Origin of the sequence: Actinophytocola algeriensis (genome assembly GCF_014203735.1) — a bacterium.
Lineage (GTDB): Bacteria > Actinomycetota > Actinomycetes > Mycobacteriales > Pseudonocardiaceae > Actinophytocola > Actinophytocola algeriensis.
This window is the reverse complement of sequence record NZ_JACHJQ010000005.1, coordinates 639231-656772: the sequence shown is the minus strand read 5'-3', so window position 1 is coordinate 656772 and position 17542 is coordinate 639231. Positions and strand designations below refer to the sequence as shown.

At 72.0% G+C, this 17542-nt stretch carries 19 protein-coding genes; 7 read left to right on the top strand and 12 right to left on the bottom strand.

Features of this window, described 5'->3' with window-relative positions; all coding sequences use genetic code 11:
• Positions 1–23: 23 nt before the first annotated feature.
• The 5 genes from pqqB to pqqA form a co-directional block, all read right to left on the bottom strand.
• Complete coding sequence (gene pqqB / locus FHR82_RS25640) at positions 24–893, bottom strand: pyrroloquinoline quinone biosynthesis protein PqqB (RefSeq protein ID WP_184813034.1); 870 nt, start codon at positions 891–893, stop codon at positions 24–26.
• Positions 890–1975: a pyrroloquinoline quinone biosynthesis protein PqqE gene (pqqE, locus tag FHR82_RS25635; RefSeq protein WP_184813033.1), complete on the bottom strand. Its 1086-nt coding sequence runs from the start codon at positions 1973–1975 to the stop codon at positions 890–892. The genes pqqB and pqqE overlap by 4 nt, the downstream gene beginning before the upstream one ends.
• Positions 1966–2223 (bottom strand): pyrroloquinoline quinone biosynthesis peptide chaperone PqqD, encoded by a 258-nt coding sequence (gene pqqD / locus FHR82_RS25630; RefSeq protein ID WP_184813032.1) that lies wholly within the window; start codon positions 2221–2223, stop codon positions 1966–1968. Before pqqD ends, pqqE begins: the two co-directional genes overlap by 10 nt.
• The gene (gene pqqC, locus FHR82_RS25625) at positions 2207–2905 is read right to left on the bottom strand and encodes a pyrroloquinoline-quinone synthase PqqC (protein WP_184813031.1); all 699 of its coding nucleotides are present in this window, start codon (positions 2903–2905) and stop codon (positions 2207–2209) included. Before pqqC ends, pqqD begins: the two co-directional genes overlap by 17 nt.
• 90 nt (positions 2906–2995) lie before the next feature.
• Entirely contained in the window at positions 2996–3094 is a 99-nt protein-coding gene (gene pqqA / locus FHR82_RS25620) for a pyrroloquinoline quinone precursor peptide PqqA (RefSeq protein WP_184813030.1), read from the bottom strand.
• A gap of 147 nt (positions 3095–3241) precedes the next feature.
• Here pqqA and FHR82_RS25615 point away from each other — a divergent pair, with 147 nt between their 5' ends.
• Together FHR82_RS25615 and FHR82_RS25610 are read left to right on the top strand one after the other, a co-directional pair.
• Positions 3242–4324, top strand: a complete 1083-nt coding sequence (locus FHR82_RS25615) for an AAA family ATPase (RefSeq protein ID WP_184813029.1) — start codon at positions 3242–3244, stop codon at positions 4322–4324.
• A 192-nt stretch (positions 4325–4516) separates the two neighbouring features.
• Positions 4517–5896: a YibE/F family protein gene (locus FHR82_RS25610; RefSeq protein WP_376706444.1), complete on the top strand. Its 1380-nt coding sequence runs from the start codon at positions 4517–4519 to the stop codon at positions 5894–5896.
• On the opposite strand, the gene FHR82_RS25605 is transcribed toward FHR82_RS25610, so the two are convergent.
• From FHR82_RS25605 to FHR82_RS25590, 4 genes are all read right to left on the bottom strand, one after another.
• Complete coding sequence (locus FHR82_RS25605) at positions 5853–6488, bottom strand: hypothetical protein (protein ID WP_184813027.1); 636 nt, start codon at positions 6486–6488, stop codon at positions 5853–5855. The genes FHR82_RS25610 and FHR82_RS25605 overlap by 44 nt on opposite strands.
• 1 nt (position 6489) lies before the next feature.
• The gene (locus FHR82_RS25600; RefSeq protein WP_184813026.1) at positions 6490–7185 is read right to left on the bottom strand and encodes an MBL fold metallo-hydrolase; all 696 of its coding nucleotides are present in this window, start codon (positions 7183–7185) and stop codon (positions 6490–6492) included.
• Positions 7186–7234: 49 nt separating this feature from the next.
• The gene (locus FHR82_RS25595; protein WP_184813025.1) at positions 7235–8008 is read right to left on the bottom strand and encodes a GGDEF domain-containing protein; all 774 of its coding nucleotides are present in this window, start codon (positions 8006–8008) and stop codon (positions 7235–7237) included.
• Positions 8009–8210: 202 nt separating this feature from the next.
• The gene (locus FHR82_RS25590) at positions 8211–8771 is read right to left on the bottom strand and encodes an LOG family protein (protein WP_184813024.1); all 561 of its coding nucleotides are present in this window, start codon (positions 8769–8771) and stop codon (positions 8211–8213) included.
• 79 nt (positions 8772–8850) lie between these two features.
• Between FHR82_RS25590 and FHR82_RS25585 the strand changes: the two genes are divergently transcribed.
• The gene (locus FHR82_RS25585; protein WP_184813023.1) at positions 8851–9807 is read left to right on the top strand and encodes a nucleoside hydrolase; all 957 of its coding nucleotides are present in this window, start codon (positions 8851–8853) and stop codon (positions 9805–9807) included.
• Positions 9808–9811: 4 nt separating this feature from the next.
• Here the strand turns inward: FHR82_RS25585 and FHR82_RS25580 are convergent, their stop codons facing one another.
• On the bottom strand, positions 9812–10516 hold the full coding sequence (locus FHR82_RS25580; protein WP_221464236.1) for a TetR/AcrR family transcriptional regulator C-terminal domain-containing protein: 705 nt from the start codon (positions 10514–10516) through the stop codon (positions 9812–9814).
• Between the two features lie 55 nt (positions 10517–10571).
• On the opposite strand from FHR82_RS25580, the gene FHR82_RS25575 reads away from it, so the two are divergent.
• A complete protein-coding gene (locus FHR82_RS25575) occupies positions 10572–12158 on the top strand; it encodes an FAD-dependent monooxygenase (RefSeq protein WP_184813022.1) in 1587 nt (528 codons plus the stop codon).
• Between the two features lie 54 nt (positions 12159–12212).
• On the opposite strand, the gene FHR82_RS25570 is transcribed toward FHR82_RS25575, so the two are convergent.
• Positions 12213–14450, bottom strand: coding sequence for a tetratricopeptide repeat protein (locus FHR82_RS25570; RefSeq protein WP_184813021.1), 2238 nt, complete (start codon positions 14448–14450; stop codon positions 12213–12215).
• A gap of 210 nt (positions 14451–14660) precedes the next feature.
• Here FHR82_RS25570 and FHR82_RS25565 point away from each other — a divergent pair, with 210 nt between their 5' ends.
• From FHR82_RS25565 to FHR82_RS25555, 3 genes are all read left to right on the top strand, one after another.
• Positions 14661–15500 (top strand): peptidylprolyl isomerase, encoded by an 840-nt coding sequence (locus FHR82_RS25565; RefSeq protein ID WP_184813020.1) that lies wholly within the window; start codon positions 14661–14663, stop codon positions 15498–15500.
• A gap of 59 nt (positions 15501–15559) precedes the next feature.
• Positions 15560–16318: a peptidylprolyl isomerase gene (locus FHR82_RS25560; protein ID WP_311771271.1), complete on the top strand. Its 759-nt coding sequence runs from the start codon at positions 15560–15562 to the stop codon at positions 16316–16318.
• An 84-nt stretch (positions 16319–16402) separates the two neighbouring features.
• The gene (locus tag FHR82_RS25555) at positions 16403–17107 is read left to right on the top strand and encodes a helix-turn-helix domain-containing protein (protein ID WP_311771270.1); all 705 of its coding nucleotides are present in this window, start codon (positions 16403–16405) and stop codon (positions 17105–17107) included.
• On the opposite strand, the gene FHR82_RS25550 is transcribed toward FHR82_RS25555, so the two are convergent.
• Positions 17100–17525 carry a DUF4190 domain-containing protein gene (locus tag FHR82_RS25550; RefSeq protein ID WP_184813019.1) on the bottom strand — a complete coding sequence of 142 codons (426 nt, stop codon included), beginning with the start codon at positions 17523–17525 and terminating at the stop codon, positions 17100–17102. The genes FHR82_RS25555 and FHR82_RS25550 overlap by 8 nt on opposite strands.
• Positions 17526–17542 lie beyond the last annotated feature (17 nt).

Genomic DNA, 17542 nt, shown 5'->3' with positions numbered 1-17542 from the left:
TTGGCTCGCTCCGCAAGCTCCGCTCAGACCTCGAATGCCGTCCCATCAAGCGGCACCTCCACCCCGGCGTCCCGCACGACCGCGTACTCCGGTGAGCGGCGGTCCAGCACCGGGTTGGTGTTGTTCAGGTGCGTGTAGCACCAGCGGATGCCGGAGTGCTTCGCGATCCGCACGAGGCTGCCGTCCGGCCCGTCGATCGGCACGTGGCCCATCGCGCGCTGGGCCGCGGTGGACGTCCCCGTACCCGACATCTCCGCGGGCGAGTAGAACGTGCCGTCGAGCAGCACACCGGCGGCGCCGTCGACGAACTCGTCGAACCCGTCCAGCCACGACCGCAGGCACGGCGCGTAGACGAGCGCGCCCCCGGTCGCCGGGTCGGTGATGCGGTACGCCACCACCCACGGACCGGACGCCGTGGAGCCGGCCGCGTACCTGGGTTTCTTGTCACTCACCGCGAACGTCGTCACCGCGAGCCCCGGTATGTCCACTGTGGACGACCAGGTCCACGACCCGTAGCGGGCGACGGTGTCCCGGACCGGTTCGAGCGCGGACAGCACTGCCCGCGGCGCGAAAACCCGCAGCCCGCCGCCCTCGCGGAGCATCAGCAGGCCCATCGTGTGGTCCAGTTCCGCGTCGGTCAGCAACGCGCCCCGCAACGGCGTGTCCCGCGGACCTGGCCCGGGCGCCAGCACGTCCGCCGCCAGGACCTGGGCGCGGATGTCGGGTGACGCGTTGACCAGGTACCAGCCGTCGCCCGCGCTCACGGCGAGGCAGTCCTGCGTCCGCGCGGGCACGTCCGCCGACCCAGCGCGGCCCGCCGCGCACAGCCGGCACGCGCAGTTCCACTGCGGGAACCCGCCCCCCGCGGCGGTGCCAAGCACGACCACCCTCATCGTGCCGCCACCGGACCACGCATGACGAACTCCTCCTGCTCCCCCGGCGACCGCAACAACAGGTCGACCACCCCGCGGTCCGGCGACCGCGAGCACACCGGGTCCGTCGCCGCCGCGTCGCCGAGCAGCTGGAACGCCTGACACCGGCAGCCACCGAAGTCGACCGACCGGCGGTCACACGTCCGGCACGGCTCGCGCATCCACTCCTCGCCTCGGTAGGCGTTGAAGGACTCCGAGTCGTACCAGATGTCCCGCAGCGGCCGCGTCTTCACGTTGTCCACCGGCAGCGTGGCGATCGCCGACGCCGCGGGGCACGGCAGCACGTCCCCGTTCGGCGCGACGGTCAGCTGCCGTGCGCCCCACCCGTACATGCACGGCTTCGGGTACTTCTCGTAGTAGTCGGCCACGACGTAGACGATCTCCATCGTCCCGCGCAGCCGCCGCGCCTGTGCCCGCACGACCGGCTCGGCCGCCGCGAGCTGTTCTGGCGTCGGCATGAGCGCCGCCCGGTTGCGCAGCGCCCAGCCGTAGTACTGCGTGTTCGCCAGCTCCAGCCGGTCCGCACCCATCCGTTCCGCGAGCGCGATGAGGGCGCCGACGTCGTGGTTCGCCTTGTGCAGCACCACGTTCACCGTCAGCGGCAGGCCGGCTTCCTTGACCAGTGCCGCGGCGGCGAGCTTGTGCTCGTGCGCGCGGGCACCGGCGATGCGGTTCGCCCGTTCCGCGTCCGGGCCCTGCACGGACAGCTGCACGTGGGCGAGCCCTCGGTCGGTGAGGTCCGCGAGCCGCTCCTCGGTCAGCCCGAGACCGCTGGTGACGAGGTTGACGTAGCAGCCGAGGTCAGCGGCCCGGGTGACCAGCTCCGGCAGGTCGGGGCGGGCCAGCGGCTCGCCGCCGGACAGGTGCACCTGCAGCACGCCGATGTCCCTGGCCGCGTCCAGCACGTCCAGCCACTGCCCCGTGGTCAGCTCGTCGGCACGCGCCGTCAGCTCGACCGGGTTGGAGCAGTACGGGCAGTGCAGCGGGCAGCGGTGTGTCAGCTCGGCCAGCATGCCGAGTGGTGGCGCGACGGTCACGTCCATTCCACGACCCTCCGGTCCGCCAGCCTGGTCAGCACATCGGTCACGTCCTGCGCGCGCACGCCCCGGAACCGGGTGCCGAGCGCGGCGGCGATGTCGTCCACCGTGGACTCCCCGTCGCACAGCTCCAGCACCGCCGCCGCGGTCGCGTTGGGCACCAGCACACCCTCGGGGAACAGCAGCACGTGCGTGTCCCGCGTCTTGTCGAAGGAGAGCCGCACTCCCTTGCGCAGCCTAGGTTTCCCGGACATCGGCCGCCCGCTCGATCGCGTCCAGCACCGACCACAGGACGTCGCACTTGAACGACAGCGCCGCCACCGCCGCGTCCTGCTGCTCCGCGGTGACGCAGTGGCGCACCACGATGTCCAACGTGGACTTCCCCTCGCCGGACACCGCCTCGATGCGGTTGGTGAAGTACGCCAGGTCGTCGCGGGAGATCCAGTCGTAGCGCGTCAGCATGTCCGTGACGCGGCGCTGCATGAGGTGCCCGGAGAACATCTCGGTGAGCCCGGACGCGACCGCCTCCAGCCACGGCCGGGTGCGAGCGAAGTTCACGTACGCGTCGACGGCGAACCGGACGCCGGGCACGACGTGCCGTTCGTCCAGCACCTCGGCACGGGTGAGCCCCACGGCCTCGCACAGCCGCAGCCAGCGCTCGCGGCCGCTGTCGAGGTCGTCGTCGGAGCGGCCGTCGTGGTAGACGACGCGGTCGAGCCACGCGCGCCGGAGGTCCGGCAGCGGGCAGTTGGCGATGATCGCCGCGTCCTTCATCGGCAGCACGCACTGGTAGTACCAGCGGTTGGCGGCCCAGGCCCGCAGCTCGGCGCGGGACAGCTCGCCCGCGTGCATGCGCCGGTGGAACGGGTGCGTGCCCCAGTAGCGGTGGGAGAGGCCACGGAGTTCGGCGACGAACTCCTCAGCGGTGCGGATCACGGGTCACCTTCCGACAGGACTGCCCGGCGCGGGACCGGGCTCTTGGGGGTCGCTCCCCAGCAGGACGGCCGCGCCGGGCAGTATCAGGGGTCAGTCCTCCATACGCGCGGCGTAGGCGGTGACCTCCATCGGCGTCTCGTACTCGACGAAGTCCGGAGTCGTCCAGGCCTCCAGCTCGGTGCTGTCCATGGGTTACCTCCCGCGAGACGTGCGGTCTATCCGGGCGCTCCCCAGCGTAACGGCAACGTGACGGATGTGAATACCGCAAGGCAAGCGGTTTCCCCCGTTCGGGCACCACCGTGACCCGGGAATCGGCCACTGCGGGACGATGCTCGCATGTTCTCCCACGCGCTGGTCCTGGGGAAGTTCTACCCGCCGCACGCAGGCCACCACCGGCTGATCCGGGCGGCAGCGGCGGCGGCGGGGCGCACGACCGTGGCCGTGCTCGGTGCCTCGGTCGAGTCGATCCCGCTGGCCGACCGGGTCGCCTGGCTCACCGAGGAACACGCCGCCGACGAGGGCGTCGCGATCATCGGCGACGTCGACGACCACCCCATCGACTTCCACGACGACGCGATCTGGGACCTGCACGTCGACATCGTGAAGTCGGTGCTCGCGCGCCGCGCCATGCGCGATGGCGACCCCCGCCGCGCCCCGGTCGACGTCGTGTTCTCCAGCGAGGACTACGGCGCCGAGCTGGCCAGCAGGCTGGGCGCCAAGCACGTGTCCGTGGACCCGGACCGCACGGTCGTGGCCGCGTCCGGCACCGCGATCAGGGCCGACGCCCCGGGGCACTGGGACCAGCTCGCCCCCGCCACCCGCGCCGGGCTGTGCGCGCGGGTGGTCGTGCTCGGCGCCGAGTCCACCGGCACCACCACGCTCAGCAGGGCGCTCGCGGACCACTACCGCGCCGAGTGGGTCGCCGAGGAGGGGCGCAGGCACACCGAGGACAAGTTCACCGCCGCCACCGCGCTCGCGGGTGGCGTGCCGCCGCGGCTCGACGACCTGGTGTGGACCGTCGGCGACTTCGTCGACGTGGCGCGCCGCCAGTCACAGGAGGAGGACCGCGCGGCCCGGCGGGGCGGGCCGCTGCTCGTGTGCGACAACGACGCGTGGGCCGCGACCGTGTGGTGCGAGCGTTACCTCGGCGCCGCCCACCCGGACGTGACGTCCGCACGCCGGCCCGCGCTGTACCTGCTCACCGACCACGCAGGCGTGCCGTTCGAGCAGGACGGGTGGCGCGACGGCGAGCACCGGCGGGAGTGGATGACCGCGCGGTTCGAGGAGTTGCTCGCCGGGCGCGGGGTGCCGTGGGTGAAGGTCACCGGCGACCCGGCGGCACGGCTGCGGCAGGCGGTCTCCGCGTGCGACGACCTGCTCGCCCGGCACTTCCGGTTCAACGATCCGCTGACGGCCTGAGAGACTGCGCGGGTGTACGAGGGCGAGACCGAACCGATCCCCCGGGTCACCGACCCCGGGCCGACGCGCCGACGCCGGGAGGAACCGGACGCGGAGCCCTCAGGGGACGAGCCATCCTCGGCCGGTCACGGTGACGGTCGCAGTCGCGGTCACGGTCACGGCCACACCCCCGCCCCGCCCGCGTCCCACCGCGTGCGCACGGTCATCACGGCGCTGCTGATCCCGTTCGCGCTCGCCGCGGCCGTCGGCGTCGTGCTGCTGTACCCGTTCGGCGCGTCGCCGGAGACGAACTCGGGCGGCGGCACCCCGGTGCAGGGCGTCATCACGGCCACGGCCACCGGCGCGTGCAACGGCGAGGTGCAGGTCGGTGCGCAGGAGGAGGACGGCGACCGCTGTCTCGTCGTCGACGTCCGGATGACCGACGGGCCCGCGCCCGAGCAGCAGATCCGCACGATCATCCCGATCGAACCGTCCACGCCGCGGTTCACGGTCGACGACGAGGTCGTCCTGTCCTACGGCGGTGGTGACCCGGCCGACGGGCAGTCCTACCAGCTGGTCGACTTCCAGCGGGGGGTGCCGCTCGCGCTGCTCGCCGCGTTGTTCGCGGTCGCGGTGCTGGTGCTCGGGCGGTGGCAGGGGCTCAAGGCGCTCGGCGCGCTCGTCATCAGCTTCCTGGTGCTCGTGTTCTTCGTGCTGCCCGCGATCATCAGCGGGGAGAGCCCGCTGCTGGTGGCGATCGTCGGCGCGGGCGTGATCATGTTCGTGGTCCTGTACCTGACGCACGGGCTGTCCGCGCGGACGTCGACCGCCGTGCTCGGCACGATGATCAGCCTCGCGCTGATCGGGCTGCTCGGCGCGCTGTGGGCCGCGTTCGCCAAGCTCACGGGCATCGACGACGACGCGTCGACGCTGATCGCGACGCTGGGCCACGCCATCGACACGCGCGGGCTGCTGCTCGCGGGCGTGGTGATCGGCGCGCTCGGTGTGCTCGACGACGTGACCGTGACGCAGACCAGCGCCGTGTGGGAGCTGCGGGCGGCGAACCCGTCGCTGTCGCGGCGCGAGCTGTACGCGTCGGCGCTGCGGATCGGGCGCGACCACGTGGCGTCGGCGGTGAACACGCTCGTCATGGCCTACGCGGGTGCCGCGCTGCCGCTGCTGCTGTACTCGTCGGTGTCCGGGGTCGGCATCGGCAACATCGTGACGTCGCAGTCGATCGCGCAGGAGATCGTGCGGACGCTGGTCGGGAGCATCGGCATCGTCGCCGCGGTACCGGTGACCACCGCGCTCGCGGCCGCGGTCGCCTGGCAGGAGAAGCCTGCCGAGACGCCCGTGCGGCGCAGGCCGCGGCCGGACGAGAAGCAACGCCAGGACCGCGAACGACCCGCGGACCGGACCCGCACCAGGCGGGACCCGGCGGAACCGCGGCGAGAGTCCGCGGAGCCGAGGCGGCGGGCGGATGACCGCGTGCCGGGTGACCGCGTGCCTGACGGGGAGCGGCGCAGGGCCGCGCCGGCACCCCGGCCGGTCAGTCGAGACTCGCGACGAAGCGAGTCACCGCCTCCGGCTTGATGCGCTGGGCGAGCCTGCCGCCCTGCGCCAGGGTCGCGAGGCGGTACAGCGGCCGGTCGGCGGCCACGTCCCCCTTGGCCTCCGCCCGCAGCTGGGCCACCAGGAGCTGGGAGTACACCAGCCCGGACGTGTTCTCGCTGCGGGCCAGCACGTCGGCGAGCCTGCGCAGCACGAGGATGCCCAGCTCGCGCCCGCCGGCGCCGGAGTAGACGGCCAGCGCCAGGTTGATCGACTTGCGACCGCCGGTGAGCAGCAGCCCGACCGTCCTGGTGCCGCGGATGTCGGTCACCATCAGCTCGATCTTGTCGACGTGCACCAGGTCGACCGACTTGCGGCCGACCGCCTTCGACACCACGCGGTCGCCCTCGAGCGTGAGCTTGCGCCTGCCGGACACCCACGCGAGGAGCGTCAGCAGCACGACCACCACGGCGGCGGTGACCAACGCGGCGGTCTGGCCCGCGAAGAGGGCCACGATGCCGCCGATCGCCGCGCCGAACACGAGCGCGACGCCGAAGGACACACAGCCGCGCCGCCGGGCGCTGGACAGTTCCGCGAGGTCGAGCGGGACGGGTTCGCCGTTGTCTCCGTGCACCTCAGATGCCCCGCGCCGGGCCTGCCGCGGTGGGGTCCAGCTCGAGGAGGAACGGGTTGCTCGCGCGTTCCCGCCCGATCGTGGTGCTGCCGCCGTGCCCGGGCAGCACCACGGTGTCGTCGGCGAGCGGGAGGATCTTCGTGCGGAGCGTCTCGGTCATCGTCCGCATGTCACCGCCGGGCAGGTCGGTGCGGCCGATCGACCCGGCGAAGAGCGTGTCGCCCGCGAACATGACGCGGCCACCCTCGTCCAGCGCGGTGTGGAACACGACCGAGCCACGCGTGTGGCCCGGCGTGTGGTCCACGGTCAGCGTGAGGCCCGCGAGGTCGAGTTCCGCGCCGTCGGTCAGCTCCCGCACCTCGGCCGGCTCCCGCATCTCGAGCTTGCCGCCGAAGAACGCGGAGCTCTGGTCACTCAGCCCCTTCATGGGGTCGCTGAGCATCGTGCGGTCTTCCGGGTGGATCCAGGCGGCGATGTCGTTGCCGTCGCAGATCGGGGTGACCGAGAAGACGTGGTCGAAGTGGCCGTGCGTCAGCAGTGCCGCCACCGGTGAGAGCCGGTACTTGCGCAGTGCCTCGGCGACCGGTTCGACCGCGTCCTGTCCCGGGTCGACGATCACGCACGGCTCGCCCTCACCCGCCGCGACGAGATAACAGTTGGCCTGGAACGCACCCGTGGGAAATCCGACAACCAGCACGGCCCCGAACTTACCGTGCTGATCTGGCTCGCTCCGCTCGCAGGTTCGCTCAGACCGACCTGAGGCGACGGAAACGGGCCCAGGTGGCCATCCGCTTGGTGGCCTGGCTGGCCGACTCGGCCGTGGCGCTCACGTCCATGTTGGCCACACAGATGCGGTCCCGGCCGTGGCGCTTTGCCGCGCGCAGCGACACGTCCGCGTCCAGCATCAGGTCCTCGAGGTCCAGCTCGACCAGGTCGCCGAGACCGTAGGTGGCCACGCCGATCGACGCGGTCTGGCCCTCGATGGTGGTCGTCAGGTCGCGGGTCACCTTCGCGGTCACCGACATGCCCGTGATGCCGGCGCGGATGCGCTCCGCGACCGCGAGCGCGGCGTCCAGCTCGGACGCGGGCAGCAGCACCAGGAACTCGTCACCGGCCGAGCCGCCGTAGCGGCAGGCGAGGTCGCCCTCGCGGGTGCAGTCCCGGATGACGTCCGCGACACCGCGCAGCACCGCGTCCCCGGCGAGGTGCCCGTAGCTGTCGTTGACGTCCTTGAAGCGGTCCAGGTCGATCATGATCAGCGCGATCGACTCGCCGAGGACTCGCGACTGCGCGACGGTCTCGGCCGCGACCTCGTCCCAGTGCCAGCGCTCGATCAGCCCGGTGGGCGGATCGGTCAGCAGCTGGCCACACGAGTCGCAGCGGCGGTGGTGTGCGGCGGCGGTGACGGACTGCAGCGGCCGGTCCCCCGACCTCGGCGCCACGATGTCCACGTGCTCGTGCCGGTCGGAGTGGTCCGCGTGGTCCGCGCCTCCGCCGGTTCCCGCCCTGGCCGTGTGCATGCCGTCTCCCCTGTCAGTCGCACCCGTGACTGGTGTCCCCGACCGGTGTCCCCAATGGACGCATTGTCAACACCCCTCACCGGCCGTTACCGCCAACTATGGGGAGTCACGTGGCGGTTGCACAGTGTTGACATGTTGAGGGTTTCAGGAAACACCGAATGGGGGAGTCACGGTACGCACTGGGTGATCACTCGCAGTGATCTCATGTCCACTTTGTCCGGGGCGGGCGGTAGTCGACGAACCGATCGAGCGCCTCGGTGACCTCGGTGGTGACGATGAGCATCCCCCGAAAGTCGTCCGCAAGGAAGCCCTCGGCGGACATGTTCTCGAGAAATCTCAACATCGGCTGGTAGTAACCACCCACGTCGAGCAGGGCGATCGGCTTGTCGTGCAGTCCGAGCTGCGCCCACGTGAACACCTCGAACAGCTCCTCGAGCGTGCCGGCGCCGCCGGGCAGCGTGAGGTAGCCGTCGGCCAGCTCCGACATCGCCGCCTTGCGCTCGTGCAGGTCGGCGACGACCTTCAGCGTCGTGAGCCCCGGGTGGGCGACCTCCCGGTCGACGAGGCTCTGGGGGATGACGCCGTGGACCTTGCCGCCGTGCTCGAGCACCGTGTCGGCGACCACACCCATCGTGCCGACACTCGCGCCGCCGTAGACGAGCTCGATGCCCCGCTCGGCGAACACCTCGCCCACCCGCTTCGCCGCGGCCTGGTAGGCCGGGCCCTTGCCTGGTGATGATCCGCAGAAAACACACACGCGCACGGATCGACCCTACCCAGGTGCCGATCTTGACCACCCCGGTCTGGCTTTACCGCCGGGTTGTCTGGTTGAGTGCCACAGCGTGCGCATCATTCTCGACACCGATCCGGGGGTTGACGACGCCCTCGCGATCATGTATCTCGCGGCCCAGGAGGACGCGGAGATCGTCGCTGTGGGTAGTGTCCACGGCAATGTTTCCGCCCCGTTGGCGGCGCGGAACGCACTGCGGGTGATGGAGTTGTGCGGGCTGACCGCGCCGGTGGCGGTCGGGGCCGCCCGGCCGCTCGCCCAGCCGCTGCAGACCGCGGAGTTCGTGCACGGCGTGGACGGACTGGGAGGTCACGCGGGTCCTGAGCCGAGCGGGACCGTGGTGTCGGAGTCGGCGGCCGAGCAACTCGTCCGGCTCGCGCGTGCGCATCCCGGCGAGCTGACGCTGCTCGCGCTCGGGCCGCTCACCAACATCGCGCTCGCCGTGCTGCTCGAACCCGACTTACCCAAGTTGTTACGTTCCGTGGTCGTCATGGGTGGCGCGGTCACCGTGCCCGGAAACATCACGCCGTACGCGGACGCAAATTTCTTCCACGACCCGGAGGCCGCGGATCTCGTGCTCGGGGCGGGGTTCCCCGACATGACCCTCGTCGGTCTCGACGCGACGGAACAGGCGCGGGCGGGCGGGGAGTGGCTGACCGCGGTCGGCGCGCTCGACAGCCCGCGCGCGGTGTTCGCGAACCGGTTGCTCGACCACTACGCGGGTTTCTACTCGCAGATGTTCGGCACGCACACGTGCACGCTGCACGACCCGCTCGCGGCCGCGCTGCTGCTCGAGCCGAAGCTCGCCACGTACCGGGAGATGCCGCTCGCCATCGAGCTCTCCGGCACCCACACCCGCGGCCAGGTGGTCTCCGACCAGCGCCTGATCGCCAGTGACGCCTACATCGCCACCACGGCAGGCGCGGGGCGCGTGCCGGTGAAGGTGGCGGAAACCGTTGACGTGCCGAGGTTCCTGGAGCACATGTTCGAGGCGCTGAAGGCCCACTGACCGCTCAGCGACCCAGCCGGGCCGCGAGCCCGTCGAGCACGCAGTCCAGGCCGAACGCGAAATCGACGTCGGGGTCGGGTTCCTCGGCTTCGAGGACGCGGCGGGCGAGCATCGGGTGCTCACCCGCCGCGAGGACCTCGCTGATGTAGGGACCGACGCTGCGCTGCCACTCCTCCTCGGTGAGGCCGGTGCGCTGCTCCGCGCGCAGAAGGGCCTGCTGGGCGGCGACCGAACCCAGCACGTACGCGTGCACGGCGCCGAGCGCCCGCGAGGCCAGGGTGATGTCGGGCGTGAGCGCGACGGCGGCACGCAGCGCGGACTCGGACCGCCGCAACGAGTTGGGGCCGAGCGCGGGCCTTCCCGCCAGTTCACCCGCGAGCCACGGGTGCCGCAGCAGTGTCGCGCGCAACGCGTGCGCGACCGCCCCCAGGTCGGCACGCCAGTCCCCGGCGGACTCGGGCAGCGGATCCTCGCCCTGCGCCGCGTCGATCATCAGGTCCACCAGCTCGTCGCGGTTGGTGATGTACCGGTAGAGCGAGGCGGTCCCGGAGCCGAGATCGCCCGCGACCCGCCGCATCGACACCGCCGCCAACCCCTCCGCGTCCGCGACGGCCATCGCCGCGGCCACGTACTGGTCCACCCCGGGCGCGCGCCGGCGCGGTTCGGGGCGCGGCCGTGTCCACACCGACGAGGGAACGGGTTCGGTCATCGGGCGGTTCCTTTCCTCGTTGACCCGCATCCTACCTTCTGGCTACGGTGTAGCCATGACGGGCACAGAGTATCCAGAAGTCCCGGTGCTCGTGGTCGGCGGCGGCAGCGTCGGCCTGCTCACCGCGGCGCTGCTCACCCACCACGGCGTCCCCGCGGTGCTGGTGGAACGCCGGTCCGGCCCGTCGGTCCACCCACGCGCCACCGGCATCGGGCCGCGCACCGTCGAGGTCCTCCGCGAACTCGGGCTCGACACCGCCGTGGACGCCGCCGCGGTCGACCTCCGGGGTGCTGCGGGCAAGGCGGTGGCGCGGACCGTCGTCGAGATGGGCGCGGGCGATGTCGTGACCGTGCCCATGCCGGCCCCGGCCGCCGACGAGCTGGACGTGACGCCGTTCAGGCTGCGCGGCGTGTGTGCCCAGGACCGGCTCGACGCCGTCGTGGCGGCCGACCTGGCGCGCCGCGGCGCGGACCTGCGCTGGTCGACCCGCCTGGCCGGCATCACGCAGGACACCGGTGGGGTCGACGTCGAGCTGGAAGGACCCGACGGCCGCTACTCGCTGCGGTGCGCGCACGTGGTCGCCGCCGACGGCACGCACAGCACCGTGCGGACCGCGCTCGGCGTGGGCACCTCCGGTCCTGGCGACCTCGGCAAGTCGATGATCAACATCCTGTTCCGCGCCGACCTCCGGCCCCACCTGCGGGGCATGTCCTTCGCCACCTGCACCATCACCACACCGGCGGCACCGGGCCTGCTGGCCACCGTGGACGGCGAGACGAACTGGGTATTCCACGTGGCCTGCGACGTCGACGCGGGCGAATGCCCCGAGGACTTCACGCCAGAGCGCTGCGCCGCGATCGTCCGGGCGGCGGTCGGCGATCCCGACCTCGACGTCGAGGTGCGCAGCGTGCTGCCCTGGCGCCCCCGCAGCGCCGCGGCCGAGAGCTTCGCGGTGGGCCGCGTGTTCCTCGTCGGCGACGCCGCGCACACCGTGTCACCCCTTGGCGCGTTCGGCCTCAACACCGGCGTCGCCGACGCGCACAACCTGACGTGGAAGCTGGCCGCCGTCCACCGCGGCGAGGCAGGCGCCGGCCTGCTCGACACCTACGCGCACGAACGTGAACCGGTCGCCGCGGCGACGCTGGACCAGGCGATGCGCCGGCTCGCCGACCCGGAACTGCACTGGGGACGCGGACCCGAGGCCGACGCCGCCAGGGTGGCGGCGGGGGTGTGGGCGGCACCGGTCGTGCACCTCGGCCAGCGGTACGACTCGGCCGCCGTCGTCGGCCCGCGGCCGGCACTACCGTCCACAATGGACCTATCGGTGGCGCTGGACGGTTCACCGGGGTCACGGGTTCCCCACGCGTGGATCGACGGGGTCTCGACCCTCGACCTGGTGGCATCCCGGTGGACCCTGCTGGTGGGCGCCGAGGGCGAACACTGGCTCACCGCCGCGGCGGTGACCGGACTTCCCGCGCACCGCGTCGCGGTCCCGTGGCTCCCCGCCGAAGGGGCCCTGCTCGTCCGACCGGACGGGATCGTCGCGACGCGGACCACGACACCTGCCCCGGATCCGGCGCGGTTCCTCACCGAGGTCCTGGACCAGGTGCTGGCCAGGCCGGTCCCGGTGCCGAGCCCCTGAAAGGGGCCGCCGTTGAACGGGACGCCGACGTGCCCGGCAGCACCTGACAAAGCCCTACTTGTGTGCCGCGGCCAGGATCTCCTTCAGGTCGGCGGCCCTCGGGTCGCCCAGCTCGTCGAAGATGGCCACGGCGCCACGGAGGCATTCGCTGGCCTGTTCCGGTTGTCCGCTGTCGTAGAGGGCCAGGCCCTGCTTGTGCAGGGTTTCGCCTTCGCCCCAGCGGTCCCCCAGCTCGCGGCGGATCGCCAGCGCGCGCTGGAAGAAGTTGAGGGCCTCCGCGGGCCGCTTCAGCTCCGAGTACGTGTCCCCCAGCTTCACGAGCGTGTAGCCCTCGCCGTAGCGGTCCTCGATGTCCTGGAACAGGTCCAGCGCCTGCTCCAGCACGGTCACGGCCCGGTCGAACTGGCGCTGCGAACGGATGGCGTCGCCGAGGTTGGCGAGCGCGATGCCCTCGCCGTGCCGGTCGCCGACACCGCGGAACATGGCGAGCGCCCGCTCGAAGTGCTCGGCGGCGACGTCGAAGCGGGCCTGGTCGAACCCGGCGTTGCCGAGGCCGGTGAGCGTCCACGCCAGGCCGACCTGGTCGCCGATCTCGGTGCGGATGGCGAGGGACTTCTCGTACGCCGCGATCGCCTCGTCCAGCCTGCGTAACTCGCGGTAGGCGTGCGCGAGGTTGTTGAGCACCCACGACTCGCCGTACGGGTCCTTCGCCAGCCGCGCGCCCTCGACACCGACCTCGTGCGAGGCCACCCAGAGACTCCAGCGCTTGCGCAGGTGCAGGTAGTTGAACGAGCCGGCGGGGAGCTTCCAGCACGGGACGTGCTCCCCCACCGCGTTCGCCGTGCGGGTCGCCATCACGATGTTCGACATCTCGATCTCGCACCACTCCAGCGCGGAGTCGTAGTCGAAGTCGGCGACATCGATGGCGAACTCGGACTTGTCCAGCACCGGGTCGTGGCGCTGCGGCGCGAGGGCGTGGTTGGCCGCGTAGACGTTGTGCAGGTACCAGTCGACCATCCGCCGCAGCGCGAGCGTGCGCTCCGCGTCCGGCTCCTCCTCCGCCGCCTGTTCCGCCGCGTAGACCCGTAACAGGTCGTGCATGCGGTAGCGGTCGTTGCCCATGCCCTCCAGCAGGTGCACGGCCGTCAGGCGGTCCAGGAGCCGTCGCGCGCGGGCCAGTGGCTGGTCGGCGAGCGCGGCCGCGGCGCCGGTGCTCAGGTGGGACCCGGAGTGCAGGCCGATGAGCCGGAACATCCGCGCCGCGTCGGCGGACAGGTCGCGGTAGGACCACGAGAAGACCGTCTTGACCGCGAGCGAGTCGTCGGTCGACAGCCCGTCGAGGCGCTGCTCCTCGGTGTCGAGCTCCTCGACCAGCAGGCTCACGGAGTGGTGCGGGTGGGTCGCGACGCGCTCGGCCGCGATCCGCAGTGCGAGCGGCAGGTGGCCGCAGCGTTCCGCGAGCCCGCGCACGGCGTCCGGCTCCGCGGCGGTGCGGTCGGCGCCGATCACCTTGCGCAGCAACGTGATCGACTCCTCCTCGGCCATCGGGCCGAGCGTGATCCTGGAGTCGCCGCGCATCTCGATGCCGGTGATCCGCTTGCGGCTGGTGACGACCACGCCGCAGCCGGACGACGCGGGCATCAGCGGCTGCAGCTGCTGTGAGTCGGCCGCGTTGTCCAGCACCACGAGCACCCGCCGGTCGGCGAGCACGGAGCGGTACAGCTTCGCCCGCGCGTCGAGCCCGGCCGGGATGACGTCGATCTGCACGCCGAGCGCGGTCAGGAACTCCTCGAGCACCTCGTCGACGATCCTCGGCTGCGCGTCCGGCGAGTAGCCGCGCAGGTCCACGTACAGCTGGCCGTCGGAGTAGTGCTCCACGACCGCGTGCGCGACCCGCAACGCCAGCGCGGTCTTGCCCGCGCCGGGCGGCCCGTCGATCGCGATGGTCTGCGGCGAGCCGGGGTCGCCTGCGAACGCGAGGATCTCCGTCAGCTCCGTCAGCTCGGCGTCCCTGCCGACGAACGTGGCCGCGGCGGCCGGCAGCTGCGCCAGCCGGACCGGGCCGCTCGTCGACGCGGCGAGCGCGATGAGCTGGCCGTCCGCCTCCAGGACCTGATCGCACTTGCGGGCCAGCTCAGCGGACGGCGGTGCGCCGTGCTTGATCTTGGACAGCCAGCTCGGGGTGTAGCCGATGAGGTCGGAGAGACGGCGCCAGGACAGGCCGCGTTTGCGTAGGAGACGCTCCAGTTCCTCGGCGAATGGCGACGTGCCGTCGTCCCGCCTGTCGTGCATAGAGCCCACCTTGTCAGTCACCGTCACCGTACGGCCACCCCCAGTATCCAGCTTCTCACCTCGACCCCCTCCGGGTCACACCCCTACCGACGGGTTTCTGAGAGGTTGCCGTGTTTCGGTGGGCCTCCACACGGTTCTTACCGGGGGTACCCATAGACTGCCCGCCTGGTTGACGTCACAAAACAGGTCTCAGGTCAGGGAGGGTGCCCGGTGCCGAGCAACGAGCAGCGTCGGCAGGCGGCCAAGCGAAAGCTGGAACGCCAGCTGACTCGCCGCGCGGAACGCGCCAAGCGGCGCCGTATCTGGGGCGTGAGCATCACCGTCATGGTGGTGGTCGCCGCGGTGGGCCTCGTGTACTGGCTCGTGAACCTCGGTCCGGAGGAGGGTGAGGCGGCCACCAACCCCACGGACACGCCGCCCGCCGAGAACACCACCGACGGTGCCTGCGGTTTCAAGGAAGCACCCGAGGAGCAGTCGGAGAAGAAGCCCGGCCTGCCGGAGGACCCGGCGGAGACGCCGAGCACCGGCACGGTGAAGGTGCTGCTCAAGACGTCCCAGGGCGACATCCCGGTGACGCTGGACCGCGCGAAGGCCCCCTGCACGGTGCAGAGCATCGAGCACCTGGTGCAGTCGAAGTTCTACGACGGCACCACCTGCCACCGCCTGACCTCGTCGGAGGGCCTGAAGGTGCTGCAGTGCGGTGACCCGCTCGGCACCGGTGGCGGCGGCCCCGGCTACACGATCCCGGACGAGCTGCCCACCGACCTCAAGCAGGGCCCGGCAGGCCCCGACGGCTCCCCGTCGGTGATCTACCCGCGCGGCGCGCTCGCGATGGCCAACGCGGGCCCTAACACGGGTGGCAGCCAGTTCTTCCTGGTGTACGGCGACTCCACGCTGGCACCGAACTACACGGTGTTCGGCTCGGTGGAAGCCCCCGGCCTCGCCACGATCGACAAGGTCGCGGCCGGCGGCATCACCCCGGGTCCGAACGGTGAACAGGACGGCACTCCGAAGCTGCCGGTCTCGATCGAAACGGCGGCAGTGCAGTGAGTGGGCTTGTGAACGAACCGAAGATCACGGCGGCTCGACCGCGCCTGCGACGGCGAGCCGTGCCGATCTTTCGCACGGCGGCGGTCGCCGCTGCCATCGGCCTGACCCTCGCCGGTTGTGTGGCGCGCGAGAACCCGTCGTCCGCGCCCGCCACCGACGACTTCCCGACCGCGGCGTCCGAGGAGGACCCGGGCTCGAGCACGGACTCCGGCTCGGACTCCGGGGCTGGCGCCACCGAGGGCGACTGCGGGTTCACGGCCGACCAGTCCGGGCAGGAGCCCGCGGTCGGCCTGCCGCCGGACGAGGGCCCGGTGGCGGCCACGACGCTGTCGCTCACCACGTCGGCTGGTCCGCTCGCGATCACGCTCGACGCCGAGCGGGCGCCGTGCACGGTGCAGAGCATGGCGTTCCTGGCCGGTGAGGGCTTCTTCGACGGCACGAACTGCCACCGCCTCACGACGTCGCCCGGCCTGCAGGTGCTGCAGTGCGGCGACCCGGCGGGCGACGGCTCCGGCGGTCCCGGCTACGTCGTGCCGGACGAGTTCCCCACCGACCTGCCGCCCGCGGCGGACGGCACGAACGTGACCTACCAGCGCGGCGTCGTCGCGATGGCCAACGCGGGCCCCGGCACCACCGGCAGCCAGTTCTTCCTGGTGTACGGCGACTCCACGCTCCCGCCGGAGTACACGGTCTTCGGCACGATGGACGCGGCGAGCCTCGGCACGCTGGACCAGGTCGCGGCCGGCGGTGTCGACGGCGGCGCGCAGGACGGCGCTCCGGTCACCCCGGTGGCGATCGAGTCGGCCAAGGTCGCCTAGAACCTCCTTTCGCCACCGCCCACCGACAACGCTGATCTGCCTGGCAGACCGGCACTGTCGGTGGGCGGTGGCACACTGGGCCACGTGACCGAGTACTCCGAACGGCCCAGCGCGCACGAGGTGTTCGCGTGCACGTGGTCGCGGTCGTTGCCGGCAGGGGCGCCGCCGACCCACGTGGTGCCGGACGCGTGCGCGGATGTCCTGTGGCACAGCGAAACCGGGCGCCTGCTGGTGGCCGGACCGGATACCCGAGCGCACCGGACGTCACTGTCGGCCGGTCTGCTGGTGGCGGTCCGGTTCCTGCCCGGCCGGGCGCCTGCCGGCCTGGGAGTGCCGTCGTCGGCCGTGCGGGACGAACGGATCGACCTGGACGAGCTGTGGCCCGGCGACCGGGTCCGGCGCCTCACAGACGACCTGGCGGCCACGTCGACGGTGGCGGCGGCGTCACGGGTACTGGCCGACGCCGTGGCGGGCGTGCGCGGGGAGTGGGATCCGGCGGTGCCACGGCTGGTGTCCCTCATCCGCCGCGGTGACCGGGTGGCCACGGTCGCCGACGCGCTGGGGTGGACGGAGCGGCAGCTGCACCGCCGGTCGGTGGCCGCGTTCGGGTACGGGCCGAAGACGCTGCAACGGATCCTCCGGTTCGACCGCGCGGTGCGGCTGGCACGCGATGGCGCGGACCTCGCGTCGGTGGCCTACGCGACCAGGTACGCGGACCAGGCCCACCTGGCCCGCGACGTCAAGTCGTTCGCGGGAGTGCCGATGACGACCTTGCTGGGCGTCAGCTGAAGCCTCTGGTCGCGACCAACAGCAGGACGATGACCAGGACGCCGATGCCGATCCAGCCCAGCACGATGCCCGCGATGGCCATGCCCTCGCCCGCCTGCTTGGACTGGCGGATCTCCTTCAGCGCCACGTAACCGAAGATCAGCGCCAGGATGCTGCCGATCCAGTACACCCACACGATGCCCAGCACCATGGACGCGATGGCCATGCCGTTCGTGGACCGGGTGGGCGGATACGGGTAGGGGTACGGCGGCTGGCCGTACCCGGGCGGCGGGTACGCGGGCGGGTACTGCGGCTGGTATGGCTGCTGGTACTGCTGTTGCGCCGGATAGGGCGCGCCGGCCACCGGCGGCTCCGCGTAGTAGGGCTGACCCTCAGGGTCCTGCGGCGTGGTCACGGTGTCCTCCCCCAGTTGGTGCATGTCATCTCATCGCGCAT